Below are 16,653 nucleotides of genomic sequence, written 5' to 3' on the forward strand. Positions count from 1 at the left end.
TCACACCCCCTTTTTATGTGATTAAATATCTTTGAAAGTACTTTCAAAGTGATACTGCAATTCTAACAATAAAGAAACTCGGTTTCAAATTCAAGATACAAAAAAACCACCCGGGAAAAAGGTGGTTTAACATTTTTAGGGGGGCCGGACAGATGAACTGTCCGGTATGAGTATGAAAAAGCTTTGTAGTTCCAGTAATTCTGAAACCTGCATTAGCCATTTGCTAATGCTCTTATAATATAATGAATAATTATGTCTATAATATGGAAATAAAATAAAAAAATAATAAATAAAATCAATTATAGATAGATAATAAAGAACTTAGATTTATAAAAAATTTAGGTTACAAAAACAAAGATTTTAGTTAAAAATTTCTGTTAAATATTCAGGAAAAATTGAATGACAGGAATAACTATAGGTAATGGTGAGATTAAAATCTTTATATAAAATTCATTCCGGAATTTTGGCGGGCTGTGATTTGTGTTCCGGCATTGACAGAATATCTACAAGTGATTATAATATCCCTAGTTATAAAGACGAAGACGGAGAGAGTAGTCCTTGGCAGAAGTTTCAGCGAGCCGGTGACGGTGAAAGACCGGTATGGAGCGATGGATGAAGATCACTCCCGAGTTGCCGCTTGAAATATGAGTAGGGTGAGCCGGTTTCCCCGTTATAGGAGCACATATGACAGTATGTTGTAAAGGTGGTTTATAAGTTTTTGACTTGTCCTGTTACAGGGACAGGTCTTTTTTATAATCCGGCTTACAAAGAAAGGATTTTTATGTATAAAAAGGTACCTACAGATCTGAAGTTTGTAGAGAGAGAAAGAGAAGTTGAAAAGTTTTGGCGTGAAAACCATATTTTTGAGAAGAGTATCGAAGACAGAAAGGATGCTCCTACATATATGTTCTATGACGGACCGCCTACAGCCAACGGAAAGCCGCATATAGGACATGCACTCACCAGAGTTATCAAGGATATGATTCCAAGATACAGAACAATGAAAGGCTACAAGGTTCCAAGAAAAGCAGGTTGGGATACACATGGGCTCCCTGTAGAGATAGAAGTGGAAAAAGAACTTGGAATCAACGGAAAAGAGCAGATAGAAAAATACGGTGTTGCACCTTTTATTGAGAAATGTAAAGAGTCGGTTTGGAAGTATAAGAGCATGTGGGAGCAGTTCTCAGATGTAATAGGCTTCTGGGCCGATATGGACGACCCGTATGTAACATATCACAATTCATATATAGAGTCCGAGTGGTGGGCACTAAAGCAGATATGGGATAAAGGACTTCTTTATAAGGGATTTAAGGTTGTACCGTACTGTCCAAGATGCGGAACACCGCTTTCAAGCCATGAGGTGGCTCAAGGTTATAAGGATGTAAAGGAAAGATCCGCTATTGTAAGATTTAAGAAAAAGAATGAGGATGTATACTTCCTTGCATGGACCACTACACCTTGGACACTTCCAAGTAATGTGGCTCTTTGTGTAAATCCTGATGAAGACTATGTAAAGGTAGTGCAGGGGGATTATACATATATTCTTGCAAGTGCATTGGTTGAAACTGTTTTAAAAGAGGACTATACAGTGCTTGAGACCTATAAGGGAAAAGAACTTGAAGGAATAGAGTATGAACCTCTTTGGGGAGAACTTAATGTAAAGGGTAAGGCATGGTATGTGGTGTGTGACAACTATGTAACTCTTACAGACGGTACAGGTATTGTACATATAGCACCTGCATTCGGTGAGGACGACTCAAGAATAGGAAGAAACTATAATCTTCCCTTTGTTCAGCTTGTAGATGCACAAGGCAATCTGACAAAAGAAACCAAGTGGGCAGGTGTATTTGTAAAGGATGCCGATAAGCTTATCTTAAAAGATCTTGAAGAAAACGGAAAGCTCTTTGATGCACCGGTATTTGAGCATAGTTATCCACATTGCTGGAGATGTAATACACCTCTTATCTACTATGCAAGAGAATCATGGTATATCAAGATGACTGCTGTAAAAGAGGATATAATAAGAAACAACAATACAATAAACTGGATACCTGAAAGTATAGGTAAGGGTAGATTCGGTGACTGGCTTGAAAATATTCAGGACTGGGCGGTATCAAGAAACAGATATTGGGGTACACCGCTTAATGTGTGGGTTTGTGACTGTGGACATATGCACAGTATAGGAAGTATTGAAGAGTTAAAATCAATGTCAAAGAACTGTCCTGATAATATAGAACTTCACAGACCTTATATCGACGCAGTTACAATTACCTGTCCTGAATGCGGTAAGGAAATGAGAAGAACTCCTGAAGTGCTTGATGCATGGTTTGATTCAGGTTCAATGCCTTTTGCACAACATCATTATCCTTTTGAAAATCATGAGAAATTTGAGGCACAATTCCCGGCAGATTTTATCTCAGAGGCTGTAGATCAGACCAGAGGATGGTTTTACTCACTGCTTGCAATATCTACACTGATATTTAATAAGGCTCCATATAAGAATGTTATTGTAATGGGACATGTGCAGGATGAAGACGGACAAAAGATGAGTAAGTCAAAGGGAAATGCCGTAGATCCGATGGATGCACTCAATAAGTTTGGAGCGGATGCCATCAGATGGTATTTCTATGTAAACTCTGCACCATGGCTGCCAAACAGGTTCCATGACAAGGCTGTTGAGGAAGGACAAAGAAAGTTCCTTGGTACACTTTGGAATACCTATGCATTCTATGTACTGTATGCGGATATTGACAATTTTGATCCTACAAAGTACAGCCTTGATTATGATAAGCTAAGTGTAATGGATAGGTGGCTTTTATCAAAGCTTAATACATTGGTAAAAACAGTTGATGACTATTTGAGCAACTACAAGATAACCGAGACTGCAAGAGCGCTGCAAAGCTTTACAGATGATATGAGTAACTGGTATGTCAGAAGATGTAGAGAGAGATTCTGGGCAAAGGGTATGGAGCAGGACAAGATAAATGCCTATATGACTTTATATACGGCACTTATTACTCTTTCAAAGGTTTCCGCACCTATGATACCTTTTATGACGGAGGAGATTTATCAAAATCTTGTAAGAAGTGTTGATAAGAATGCTCCTGAGAGTATACATTTAACCGACTTCCCTGCTGTTAATGAGGAGTTTATAGATAAAGAACTTGAGGTAAGTATGGATGAGGTTCTTGATATAGTGGTACTTGGAAGAGCTGCAAGAAATTCTGCAAATATCAAAAACCGTCAGCCTATCGGGAATATGTATGTTAAGGCTGAGAATGTACTAAGTCCTTTCTATGTGGAAATCATAGAAGATGAACTTAATGTTAAGAATGTAGAGTTTAAGGATGATGTTGAGGAGTTTGTAAGCTACTCATTCAAACCGCAACTAAAGACGGTCGGACCGAAGTACGGCAAGCTCTTAGGAAAGATAAAGGAAGCACTAAGTTCACTTGACGGTCATGCGGCTATGAAGTCTTTAAATGAAACAGGAAGTTTAAGTTTTGACTTTAACGGTGAAAAGGCAGTGCTTGGCAGAGAAGATTTACTTATTGATACTGTAAAGAATGACAACTTCGTCACAGAAGCGGACAACAAGGTTACAGTTGTACTTGATATCAGACTTGATGATTCACTGTTAGAAGAGGGTTTTGTAAGAGAACTTATTTCTAAAATTCAGACAATGAGAAAAGAGGCAGGTTTTGAGGTGGTTGACCATATAACACTTTCTCAAAACGGCAATGACAGAATTGCTGAGATTATAAAGAAGAATGAAGCTGTGATCAAGAATGATACATTGGCAGATGAAATCATATATAATAATGTAGAGGGATATACTAAAGATTGGAACTTGAACGGAGAACACACATCCCTTGGAGTAAGTAAGAAAGGTTAAAAGAACTTACGATGATAAACGCTAAGGAATTAAAAAAGGCTATAGAAGATAATGTAAAGGTATTGTACAGAAAAACTATAGACGAGGCAAGTAAAGAGCAGGTTTTTTATGCTCTTTCCTATGCCATAAAAGATACCATTATAGATGAATGGATAAATACGCATAAGGCATATGATAAGCAGGATGCAAAGATTTTGTACTACCTGTCAATGGAGTTTTTGATAGGCAGAGCGCTCGGCAACAATATCATAAACCTCGGTGCAAGAAAAGAAGTGGCACAGGTTTTAAATGAGCTTGGATTTGACCTTACAGATATAGAAGATCAGGAGAGCGATCCGGCACTTGGAAACGGTGGACTTGGAAGGCTTGCGGCCTGCTTTTTAGACTCACTTGCGACACTTAATTATCCTGCATACGGATGCGGTATCAGATATCACTACGGCATGTTCAAACAAAAAATAGAAAACGGATATCAAAAAGAAGTACCGGATGACTGGATTAAGAACGGATATCCTTTTGAGATAAAGAGAAGTGAATATTCATATATAGTAAAATTCGGCGGAAATGTCAGAGTGGAGAATGTAAACGGTAAGGAGAAGTTTATACAGGAAAACTACGGTTCTGTAAAAGCAATTCCTTATGATATGCCTGTACTCGGATATGAAAACGGTATGGTAAACTCACTTCGTATATGGGATGCGGAGGCTATCACAAACTTCAGCTTGGAGCAGTTTGATAAAGGAGATTACCAAAAGGCACTTGAGCAGGAAAACCTTGCAAAGACTCTTGTAGAGGTGCTTTATCCGAATGATAATCACTATGCGGGTAAGGAACTTAGGTTAAAGCAGCAGTACTTCTTTATCTCTGCCAGCTTACAAAGAGCAATTGATAAGTTTAAGTCACATCACAGTGATATACATATGCTCCCACAAAAGGTGGTATTCCAGTTAAATGATACACATCCGACTGTTGCAATACCTGAGCTTATGAGACTTCTTTTGGATGAGGAAGGTCTGAACTGGGATGAGGCATGGAATATCACAAGCAAATGTATGGCATATACCAATCATACCATCATGTCCGAGGCACTTGAAAAGTGGCCTATTGATCTGTTTAAGTCTTTACTTCCAAGAGTTTATCAGATAGTGGAAGAGATAAACAAAAGATTTGTAATGCAGATAAGAGACAGATATCCAAATAATGCCGCTGAAAAAGAAAAGAAGATGGCAATACTATATGACGGTCAGGTCAGAATGGCATATATGGCTATAGTAACCGGATTTTCAGTAAACGGTGTGGCAAAGCTTCACACAGAGATACTGAAGCATCAGGAACTGAAGGATTTCTATGAGATGATGCCTGAAAAGTTTAATAATAAAACAAACGGTATTACACAGAGAAGATTCTTGCTACATGCCAATCCGCTTTTATCTGATTGGATCACAAAAAAGCTTGGAAGTGACAAGTTTATTACGGATTTACCTCAACTCTCAGGTTTAAAGCAATATCTTAACGATGATAAGTCTTTAGAAGAGTTTATGGAGATTAAATATCAAAATAAATTAAGACTTGTGAAGTATATCAAGGAGCATAACGGTATAGATGTGAATCCGGATTCCATATTTGATGTGCAGGTGAAGAGATTACATGAGTATAAACGTCAGCTTTTAAATATCTTGCATGTAATGTATCTTTATAATAAGCTGAAGAATAATGACGGATTTGATATGTATCCAAGAACCTTTATCTTCGGTGCCAAAGCGGCTGCCGGATACAGGAGAGCAAAGCAGACTATCAAGCTGATAAATTCTGTAGCGGATGTTATCAACAATGACAGAAGTATAAACGGCAAGATAAAGGTAGTATTTATAGAGGATTATAAGGTATCCAATGCGGAGATTATCTTTGCGGCGGCAGATGTCAGTGAGCAGATTTCTACAGCAAGTAAAGAGGCTTCAGGTACGGGAAATATGAAGTTTATGCTAAACGGTGCGCCTACTATAGGAACTATGGACGGAGCCAATGTAGAGATAGTTGAAGAAGTAGGACAAGATAATGCCTTTATATTCGGATTATCTTCAGATGAGGTAATAGATTATGAGAACAACGGCGGTTATGATCCTATGGTTATCTTTAACAGTGACAGTGAAATAAGAACAGTACTTATGCAACTTGTAAACGGATTCTATTCTCCAAATAATACAGAGGAGTTTAGAGAAATCTATGATTCACTTCTAAAAAAGCAGGGGCATGACAGAGCGGATGTATACTTTATTCTTAAAGACTTCAGAAGCTATGCAAAGGCACATGAAGAAGTGGAAAAAGCCTATAGGGATAGGAGAAGATGGGGGGAGATGGCACTTACACAGACTGCTTGTGCAGGTAAGTTCTCATCAGACAGAACTATCGAAGAATATGTAAGAGATATTTGGCATCTCACTAAGTTAAGGTTGGATAATGCAAAATAGAAAAATTTTCAGTTTTGATATTGATATGACACTCTTAGAGCATAAGACTTATAAGATAACACCTTCAGCTCTTTCGGCTATAGAAAGACTGAAGGATCAGGGTCATGTCATAGTCCTTGCTACAGGAAGAAATCCTGAAAACAGTGACAGTAAGCAATTTGTAGATATAGTAAAACCGGATGCGGTAATCGGACTGAACGGTACTTTGGTAAAGGCAGGCGAAAAAAAGATATATGAACATTTTTTTGATAAGGATGTTTTAAAAAAGCTTGCAAAGTTTGTAGAAGGCAAGGACTGTGCTCTGGGTCTTACCTTAGAGGATAAGGACTACTATTTTAACGCAAAGGTAATAGATGATTATGACAAGAAGAGATGGGGAGAAAGTTTCAGAAAGTTTTATCCTCCAAGTGAGTTGTTTGATCTGCCTGTAAGGACGCTTACTTATGTAGGTCCGCCAAGCGGCGCAAAGGAGATAGAGGATAACTTCCCGACTTTAAAGCTTCCGCTTTTTGCAGGAATGTTTGGAGCCGATGTTATAGAAAAATGTGCAAGTAAGGCGGAAGGCTTGAAATTGCTATGTAAATATTACAATATCGACATCAAGGATACTGTTGCCTTTGGTGATTCTATGAATGACAAAGAAATTATAGAGGCGAGCGGGTTTGGAATTGCTATGGGCAATGCAATAGAGGAACTAAAAAAATATGCGGACTATGTTACTGATGATATTGCAGATAACGGAGTCTATAATGCACTGGAAAAGTTCGGTTATATAAATACTAAATAGATTATACAATATTTTGACCGGACACGGTTTAAAGTATTGTGAAAGGAGCATTATGAGAGCGACAATTGTTGATTTAAGAAAAGTAATGCAAAGAGAGGGGATAGACGCATGGATATCCCCCTCTTCTGATGCACATCAAAGTGAATATCCTACAGAGTATGATAAATGCAGAAGGTTTCTTAGCGGATTTACCGGAAGTGCAGGTACACTTCTTGTAATGAAGGAAGAAGCATATCTTTGGACAGACGGAAGATATTTTTTACAGGCGGAGAATGAACTTAAAGATAGCGGTATAACACTTATGAAAATGGGGGAACCGGGTGTACCTACTTTAGATGAATTGCTTGAAGAAAAATTAAAAAGCGGTGAGGTGCTTGGATTTAACGGCTCACTTTTAAGTTTTTCTGAAGGAAAGGTTATTGCAGGAAAGGTTGTAAAAAACGGTGTAAAGCTTGCTATCGGAAAAGAGATAACCGATGAGGTTTGGACTGAAAGACCGAAAAGACCGCATACAAAGGTATTTATTTTGGAAGAAAAGTATGCAGGAAAGTCGGCGGCAAAAAAGATAAGTGAAGTAAGAGAGAGAATGAAAGGAAGGGATCTTTTGATAGTATCTTCACTTTCTGATATTGCATGGCTAACAAATCTTAGAGCCTTTGATATAAAATGCAATCCTTTATTTTTATCTTATTTTATCCTTGAGAGTGATAAGGCAACCTTATTTATTCAAGAAGAGGCACTTAGTGATGAAGTGAGAAAATATCTGGATGAAAACGGTATAGATATAAAACCGTATGACAACTTTGATGAAAATGTTGCAAATATTAAAAACAAGCAGATAATATTTGATGAGGCTGATGTCAGCTATAAGACATTTATATCAATAAGTAAAAAAGAAAATGCAAATAAACTTTACAGTGTATTAAGCCCTGTGACATATCTAAAGAACATCAAAAATGATATAGAGGTTTTAAATATGAAAAAATCTCATATCAGAGACGGTGTATATATGGCAAAATATATCTATTGGCTAAAAAATCAGGTAAAGAACGGTGCCAAACTTACAGAAAAGACTGCTTCAGACTACCTTGATAATCTAAGAAGAGGAGATGAGCTTTTCCTTGATTTAAGCTTCCCGACTATCTCAGGATATGCGGACAACGGTGCAATAGTTCACTATGAGGCCGAGTATGAGACCGCAAAGAAGCTTGAAGCGAAGGGACTTTACCTTTTTGATTCAGGTGCTACATATAAGGACGGCACTACTGATGTAACAAGAACAATTTCTCTTGGAGAAAACACCTATGAAGAGAAACTTCATTATACCTTGGTAACCATCGGTATGCTTAGACTTTTAAATACTATATTTAAAAGAGGAGCAATAGGTGTATGCCTTGATATAAAGGCAAGGGAAGCTCTTTGGGAGCATGGGCTTGATTATAATCACGGTACCGGACATGGTGTGGGGTTTGTAAATACTGTACATGAAGCACCTACATCTATAAGAAACAAGATAAATAAAGATGTATTCAGAAATCTTGAGTTTGAACCGGGAATGATAATGAGTGATGAGCCGGGCGTATATATAAGCGGTAAACATGGTATCAGAATGGAAATTTTGATGACCGTAGCGGATAAGGGAGAGGGATTCCTTCGTTTTGAGCCGCTTACAATGGCACCTATAGACAGTGAACCGCTTTTAGTGGATGTAATGACAAAGAAAGATATAGAGTTTTATAATAAGTATCAAAAGCAGGTATATGATTCCATATCTTATGGACTTAATGAAGAAGAGAAAGCATGGCTGAAGGAAATAACAAAAGAAATATAAAAGCTTCTAAGGAGCTAAAATGTGCAGTCGCCAAAAAATGTGGCGGCTGCGATTATATAAACAGTTCATATAATAAGCATGTCAAGGAGAAACTTGCCATAGCAAATTCATTGATAAAAAAATATGGCAAATTTGACGGGATTGTCTCAATGAGCAATCCCTATCATTATAGGAACAAAGTAAGTGCGGTTTTCGGCTTTGAAAACAAGAAAATCATTGCAGGCACTTATGAAAAGAACACCCATAGAGTGGTGGATACCAAAAACTGCCTGATTGAAGATAAAAAAGCAAGTGCGATTATTCAAACTATAAAGAAGATGTGCATATCATTTAAAATAAAGGCATATGATGAGGACAGCGGCTTTGGATTCTTACGCCATGTACTGATACGTGTAGGCAAGAAAAGCGGCCAAATCATGGTGGTTTTAGTGACCTCAAATGTAATATTCCAAAATAAGAATGCCTTTATAAAGGTACTAAGAGGAGAGCATCCTGAGATAACCACTATAGTTCAAAATATAAACAATAAAAACACCAGCATGGTACTTGGTGACAGAGAAATAGTGATGTATGGTAAGGGCTATATCACAGATGAACTATGTGGGCTTACATTCAAGATTTCACCGAAGTCATTCTATCAGGTAAACAGAGACCAAACCGAAAAACTCTACTCTCAGGCAATAGAGTATGCCGGTTTACAGGGTGATGAAGTATTACTTGATGCCTACTCGGGGATAGGCACTATCGGGCTTATAGCTTCAAAGTGTGTGAAGGAAGTAATATCTGTAGAACTTAATAAAGATTCCCACAAAGATGCCATCACCAATGCGAAGATAAACAATATAAAGAATGTGAAGTTTTATAATGCAGATGCAACTGCATTTATAAATGATTTGGCGGCAGCCGGAGAAAAAATAGATGTGGTAATCCTTGATCCACCAAGAACCGGATCTACAGATGAGTTTATAGCTGCGGTTGGAAGGTTAAAGCCTAAAAAGGTTGTGTATGTTTCCTGCAATCCGGAGACACTTGCTAGGGATTTGGAGGTTTTCAAGAAGCACAGGTATAGGTTTGAGAAGGGGATGGTGGTGGATTGCTTTTGTCATACGAGGCATGTGGAGGGGGTAGTGTTGCTTTCCAAACTGGACTCAAAGAATCATATAAGTGTAGAACTTCCGATGAATGATATGGATTTAACAAGTGCTGAAAGTAAAGCTACTTATTGAATAAATTCAAAACTATGTTATTAAGAAGTTTGGATTTAAGGTATCTAATTTATATATAGCACAAGTAAAAGAAAAGTGTGGAATTAAAGAAAGGGAAAATTATAACAAATCTAAAAATATTGATTCAAAACAACCAGTTTGTCCAATAGAAAAAGAAGAATCAATTAAAGATGCTTTTATGCATTTTCAAATGATTTAGTATGCAATGATGCTTAGATGAGTATAGAAAAGAATCTATATTCTTTAATGAACATATCAAGAATTTTAGACTTGAAAGTTTTCTTGTGATATTTAGGCTAAGGAAGAGTAATACAAGATTAATGTACTTTACAAAATGATTGTTTCTGAAGAAATAGCAGAAATCCTTTTGGGACTGGAATCTGCTGCAATCTTAAAGGTGTTTGCAGTATATCTGGAATTGCAAAAAGCGTTGGAGAAGGGAATTGTACTATTTATGGATGAATTAAATGCTTTTCCGCCTTGTTAATTGTTAGGAATTTCGTGCTTACATTATTAAATCCGAGAATTAACACAAATCACACACATTTTGTATTTGTAATTTATGATACATGGCAGTTGTATAACCAGGTGCTACAACCTGACGAAATATGGTTTGTAGAATAGGGATGAAAGAGGCGTATCCATGTTGTATTCATGGACTGATTTTATAGATGAAAATAGTTCTTATATATGTAAGGACGAAAGCTTAATGTCATATTGACATAGTTTTAATGCCAAAATGAGTGGGACGGAAAGATTGAGTATGGGAAAAACACAGAATATTAACGTGTAGTATAGGTAGTTTATGTAATTGTGTATTTTTGTGCACATGTATAAAACAAACAATTTATGACAAGTGAGGTAAGAAATAAATGATGAGCATTAAGCTGTTTCCTGCAGAATATGGAGATTGTATTATGTTGTCTATAGGAAAAGAAAACCAATATAATATATTAATCGATGGTGGCTTATCAAAGACTTATCAAAAATATATAAAATCCGAAATACAGCATATAAGAGAGAAGAGGCAAAAAATTGGTTTGTTAGTATGCACACATATGGACAATGATCATATATGTGGACTTATTCAAGTTTTAAAAGAAACAAATCCTGATTTTATAGACAATATTTGGTATAATGGATTCTTTCAAATTGTTAATAGCCCTTTTTATTCTCAAAAAGAAAATTGTTTTACGGATAGAGATAATAAAATTTTAGATGAAATCATTTCCCAAGGAGTGGTATCGGACTCAGAGCAAGAAATTGGAATAAATGAGGGAACGTCCTTAGGGGTATTAATAGAGGAAAGTAAAATACCTTTAAATTTAGTTGTTGAAGGACGAGCAATATGTTCAGAATTAGTTGAAAATAGATATGAAATTGCCACGAATATATTTATTACAGTTTTAGGACCATCAAAAAACAATATCATAGAATTGGAAAACCACTGGAAGAAGGATATGGTTTCTAGAAATTATATGTTTAGAGTATCTGACAAGATAAAATTAACCGAAGCATTTGAATACCAAATAGAACGTATTAAATCTATATACACCAATGAAAGTTTTAAAATTTGTGAGAATGAGGATTTGACGAAATATATTGGAGATTTATCAGAAAGAGATGAATCTATAGTTAATAGAAGTTCGATTTCCTTTATTCTTGAGTATAATAAAAGAAAGTACTTATTTTTAGGTGATACAGTAATTGATAATACAATATTAAAAAATATTGAAAATGTGGTGGGATTTGAATATCGCTTTTCAGCAATAAAATTACCCCATCATGGAAGTCGTTATAACATCACACATGATTTTATTAGTCGATATAGTGCTGATGAATATTATTGTTTGACAAATTCCATAAAGTATGGTCATCCTGATTTGGAAGTACTTGCTACGATACTTTGTAAAGATTCAAAATTCAAAAAGCTGATATTCAATTACCCTATAGATAAAGCATATTTTCTTAATAAAGAAGAATGGAAAGAAAAATACAATTATGAGGTTATCATTGGTGATGGAAAAAGCATTGTGGAAAGGATTTTTGAATGAGAAAAATAGTTATAGGTCAAATATTTCGAGATGGAAAAGTTATGGGAACAGGGTTCCTTGTAAAGCCAGATATTGTAATGACTGTTAAACATAATGTTGTTACAGCGGATGAACTAATTACAGATGAATTCGAGGAAAAAGAAATTGTGTTTCGTATAGAAGACAATGATAAAGTTGTTGGAAAAACAATTAATTTGCTAGAGGCGATAGAAAAAGGGATTGATTGCGTATTCATTAGGTTGAATGAAGTGCTATCCGAAACAGAAATGTATGATTTGATTGATGTAAAAAATGAAATTGCAGGGGTTGGATGTCAAATAATAGGATTCCCGAAACTTACCTCTCAAAAAACAACTATATTAGCTACTATAACAAATACACAAGAAAAAAGACTGATAGTCAATATAAAAACGGAAAATCAATTAGAGAATTATGAAGGTGTTTCGGGAGCACCTGTAATAGTATTAGGAAATATTTTAGGTGTAATTATAAAGCAAGAAAATAGTAAGAGACTTGAAGCTTTACCTATAAAATATATTAATAAAGTTTTGAAATGTGAAAAAATTTCAATTAAAAAAAGGAAATTCCTATTAGTATTTCGGAGGAAACATTTAGTTTAAGAAGTTTAACGGAAAAAGTAGAGCAAGTAATTTCAATGGTGGGTCCTAGATATAGCAAGGAGCTCAATGTAAAAACGGGGACATATAGTAATTTAAGCTTTATGTTGAAAAAGGATGGAATAGCAGAACGACTACAAGATATCAGTTCACAAATGAAGGATTGTATAAGGAAGTTACTCTCATTTGATTCATATGATCAAGATGAGGAGGATTTAATTTTAGCAGATAGCAGAAAAAGAATAACTGATATTGTTGAGCAGTTACAAACAGATAGTATTATCTTAGATTCTGGTTCATGTGATAAAAATAAACTGATACAGATATTAAAAAATATAAAAGAATGCGAACAAAATTTGATAAAGATATTTGAAGTTGAAAAGAAGCGTTTTGAGGAAAAAAATGGGATTGGAACATATAATAACAAAAGTTGGAGAGGATTTATGGCTTCCTATATGTGTACGTTTCCAACACAATATTTAGATGAATTATGTGACGGGATTTCAATCCTCCCTTTAATTGCGAGATTATTTGATATAAGTTTGATAAATAATGCAGGTAATCGAGCAATTATAATTACAGGGAAAGGTGGTATAGGGAAAACGCATTTATTATGTGATATTGTGCATGACTCTATTGATAAAGGCATTCCAGCAGTATTATTGTTAGGAGACATGTTTAAGGGAAAAGATACTGTTGATAATGTGATTATAAATTGGTTTCAAAAAGGAGAAACAATAGAGAATTTTTTTGCATGGTTAAATGAATATGGTAAACAAAATAATGTGTATGTACCAATATGTATAGATGCTATTAATGAGGTGGATGATACTTCATATTGGAATAGTAATCTTCCATTAATTATTGTAAAAGCTGAGGCGTATTCTAACATAAAGATAATTGTTAGTTGCAGAAGCATATATTTAGAGGAATATCTCGACGAGGAAAAAATAGAAGAAATGTTACAGATTTCACATAGCGGTTTTGATGAAATGGAAGTTGAGGTTCTTGGTAGTTTTTGTGAGTATTACGGAGTGAATATCAATTATGATACAACATGCATTCCGGAATTTATGAATCCACTTTTTCTAAAGATGCTTTGTGAAATTGCAATAGGAAAAGAAGATAAGACCGTTGTGGTAGAAGATATTCAGACATTAATGGAAGAGTTCTTTGATATAAAAAATAAGATAATATCTAAGAATTACTTGGAGTATTTTTCTGTTAAAGATAAAATAGTTTCATTAGCATTAAGTGCTGTAACACAGTTTATGGCTGACAATGACAGATATAGTATGACTTGGTTTGAACTTAGAACAGTTATTTCTAAGGTATTAGATGACTTTGGAATAAAAGAAAAAGCGGCAGGGTTTATTAAGTTATTAATATCTGAAAATTTGTTAAGAGAGGCGGATGAAAAGGGAACAGAGATTACATTTGCATATCAAAAATTTTATGAATACTTGTATGCTCAAAAATATGCGGATATAGAGGTTGAAAAAATAGTAGAGGCGGTTGAGGATAAAAAAATAACTCTTGGAACGCTTGAAATGATACAAATATTGTTTTTGCAAAATACAAAGGAAGAATTCATAAGTAGAATTGATGATAGGATACATGGCGAAGTAGTTGAAACCTTCATGAGTGGATTATATTGGAGAAATGCAAATGAGATTAATGAGAAAACAATTGCTGAGATTGAAAAATTACTATCTTCATCAAATGAATCTGATATAAGACGAGTAATATTGGGCTTAATAGCTATTTCTACAAAGAATGGCTGTGCTATTAATGCCTATTATATACATAAAAAGTTGAGTAATATGCCTTCGTATCGGAGAGATTTTATTTTAAGTTTATTTCTTTTAAAACAGTATGATCAAGTGAAAATTATTTCGGATACATGCGAAAGGGCAATTGCATTAAAACATCCAACTTTTGCAGCAGATAGTATTTTGCTATGGAAAACTATATTGTGCTGGGGGACAGGGAGTAATGATATTAAGTTAAGGGATAAAGCTAGTAAAGGATTGACAAATCTATTTAGATTGTATCCTTTGGATATGTTGACAGTCATTAATATGTTTAAAGATATTAATGATGATTATATTCATGAAAGAATATGGCAAGCCGTGTATTCTTCTCTTGTGATATTAGAAGAACAAGCATATGTAATGTCGATTTTGGAATATATAAAAAATAGCATTATTTCATGTGATATATGGCCACAAAATGTATTAATACGTGATTATTTAAGGAATATTTTTGAATATGCGTATTATAAAGGGTGGTGTACTGAGAAGGAAGTAATTTTGGCTAGACCACCATATAAAAGCAAAAAGCATGAGGTAAATAATAAGTTTGCGTTACAATTCAAAGAACGTTTTTCGAGTTTATTTTGGAATTGTCAAGAAAGTGATTTTGCAATATATACGATTCCTTTAGAAGTTGAGAATTATGGAGTCACAAAAAAAGATGTAGGAATTATGATTTTTGAAGACATAGTGAAAAGCGGTTATGAGCTATGTATAAACTATGATAAAGGCATTGATTATACATATGGTTCATTGAGAAGTCGTGATGAGCAAGTAGAGAGGATTGGTAAGAAATATCAGAAAATATATCTATATAGAGAGTTGGGTAATATTTATGACAATTATAAATACTCGCCGAGATTTAGATATAGTGATATAGAGCTTGTATGTCCGGAACAAGGAAATTCTCTTAGGAATATAGATTTGACGGTAATACCTCAGTTTAATAATTTTATAGGAACAAAGCTCGTATATCCTTTTTACAGATATCGTAAATGGGATGATACAACTTGGTTTGAAAATAATGATGTTGAACGTTACATTCCAAGGTTAATACAATACATTTATGAGGGCGAAGAGTACTATATGTTACAAGGTTATTTGTCTTCAAAAGAAGTAGGCAAAAAGGAATTTCGAGAAGTATGGATGCAAGTGAGAGCTTATTTATACTTCAAGGATAAAAAAGATGATTTGCTGAAATGGTTTGATAAAAAAGATTTTGAAGGAAGATGGATGCCGGAGGGATTTGGACAATTGTATGAATGTTGAATTGGAGAGTATCCATGGAGCCCTACTATGGTAAATTATTTAGGGCAAGAGAATGAACAAGATTTTCGACAAGAAGCACCAGCTCCATGTTATCTAATTACGACAGCAAATGATTATACGGCGGAGAAAGATTCTCCATTTTGCACTAATGAAGAAAGCTCATATATGTTCCCATCGAAATATTTAATGGATCAAATGAATTTGACGTGGAATGGTTCATTTGGATATGTTGCAAATGGTAGTACAGTTATCGTTAATGGACAAAATAATGCTTTATATATTAAAAAAAGTTTTCTGCTTGAGTTTATAAAACGAAATGAATTGGATGTTGTATGGACTGTGTTGGGTGAAAAGCAAAAAATAACTGGCGGATTTGGTAGAGATTTCCCAGGTAGAGCAGAATTTAGTTACACATATTATTTAAATGAAAAAGATGAAGTAATCCGAAATCACAAAGTGTATAATACTATGAAAGCCGGAAGATATTAAGGAACGATAACTGTCCAACAAGTAGTTCATATATAGTTTTGAAACTAAACATTTTCACCGTTCACATTTGAACTGTCAAAGATATGATTATTTTTTGTATCCCGTAATTGAATAATCCAGGCTAAAATCCCGCACCTGTCCGGCACATGGAAATCAATATTCCGTTTTATTGGAAATCACAATTCCGGTAAAAGAGAAATCGA

At 34.9% G+C, this 16,653-nt stretch carries 11 protein-coding genes; all 11 read left to right on the forward strand.

What is annotated here, in order from left to right:
* The first annotated feature begins 421 nt into the window (after window positions 1-421).
* The 11 genes from HMPREF0381_RS06380 to HMPREF0381_RS06425 all read left to right on the forward strand — a co-directional run bounded on the left by HMPREF0381_RS06380 (window position 422) and on the right by HMPREF0381_RS06425 (window position 16,450).
* Window positions 422-616 (forward strand): hypothetical protein, encoded by a 195-nt coding sequence (locus HMPREF0381_RS06380; RefSeq protein WP_008751104.1) that lies wholly within the window; start codon window positions 422-424, stop codon window positions 614-616.
* Between the two features lie 165 nt (window positions 617-781).
* On the forward strand, window positions 782-3,895 hold the full coding sequence (gene ileS / locus HMPREF0381_RS06385; RefSeq protein WP_040461739.1) for an isoleucine--tRNA ligase: 3,114 nt from the start codon (window positions 782-784) through the stop codon (window positions 3,893-3,895).
* Between the two features lie 11 nt (window positions 3,896-3,906).
* Complete coding sequence (locus HMPREF0381_RS06390; protein WP_008751106.1) at window positions 3,907-6,363, forward strand: glycogen/starch/alpha-glucan phosphorylase; 2,457 nt, start codon at window positions 3,907-3,909, stop codon at window positions 6,361-6,363.
* Window positions 6,353-7,150: a Cof-type HAD-IIB family hydrolase gene (locus HMPREF0381_RS06395; protein ID WP_008751107.1), complete on the forward strand. Its 798-nt coding sequence runs from the start codon at window positions 6,353-6,355 to the stop codon at window positions 7,148-7,150. Before HMPREF0381_RS06390 ends, HMPREF0381_RS06395 begins: the two co-directional genes overlap by 11 nt.
* 52 nt (window positions 7,151-7,202) lie before the next feature.
* Complete coding sequence (locus tag HMPREF0381_RS06400; protein ID WP_008751108.1) at window positions 7,203-8,981, forward strand: aminopeptidase P family protein; 1,779 nt, start codon at window positions 7,203-7,205, stop codon at window positions 8,979-8,981.
* Window positions 8,951-10,207, forward strand: coding sequence for a 23S rRNA (uracil(1939)-C(5))-methyltransferase RlmD (gene rlmD / locus HMPREF0381_RS06405; protein ID WP_008751109.1), 1,257 nt, complete (start codon window positions 8,951-8,953; stop codon window positions 10,205-10,207). Before HMPREF0381_RS06400 ends, rlmD begins: the two co-directional genes overlap by 31 nt.
* A gap of 334 nt (window positions 10,208-10,541) precedes the next feature.
* Window positions 10,542-10,694, forward strand: a complete 153-nt coding sequence (locus HMPREF0381_RS15155; RefSeq protein WP_008751110.1) for a hypothetical protein — start codon at window positions 10,542-10,544, stop codon at window positions 10,692-10,694.
* A 385-nt stretch (window positions 10,695-11,079) separates the two neighbouring features.
* Window positions 11,080-12,261, forward strand: a complete 1,182-nt coding sequence (locus HMPREF0381_RS15345; protein WP_008751111.1) for an MBL fold metallo-hydrolase — start codon at window positions 11,080-11,082, stop codon at window positions 12,259-12,261.
* Complete coding sequence (locus tag HMPREF0381_RS06415; protein ID WP_008751112.1) at window positions 12,258-12,881, forward strand: trypsin-like serine protease; 624 nt, start codon at window positions 12,258-12,260, stop codon at window positions 12,879-12,881. Before HMPREF0381_RS15345 ends, HMPREF0381_RS06415 begins: the two co-directional genes overlap by 4 nt.
* Window positions 12,882-12,982: 101 nt before the next feature.
* Window positions 12,983-15,961 (forward strand): NACHT domain-containing protein, encoded by a 2,979-nt coding sequence (locus tag HMPREF0381_RS06420; RefSeq protein WP_154647082.1) that lies wholly within the window; start codon window positions 12,983-12,985, stop codon window positions 15,959-15,961.
* A gap of 27 nt (window positions 15,962-15,988) precedes the next feature.
* Complete coding sequence (locus tag HMPREF0381_RS06425; RefSeq protein ID WP_008751114.1) at window positions 15,989-16,450, forward strand: hypothetical protein; 462 nt, start codon at window positions 15,989-15,991, stop codon at window positions 16,448-16,450.
* The last annotated feature ends 203 nt before the right edge of the window (window positions 16,451-16,653 follow it).

This window comes from Lachnoanaerobaculum saburreum DSM 3986, from assembly GCF_000185385.1.
GTDB lineage: Bacteria > Bacillota > Clostridia > Lachnospirales > Lachnospiraceae > Lachnoanaerobaculum > Lachnoanaerobaculum saburreum.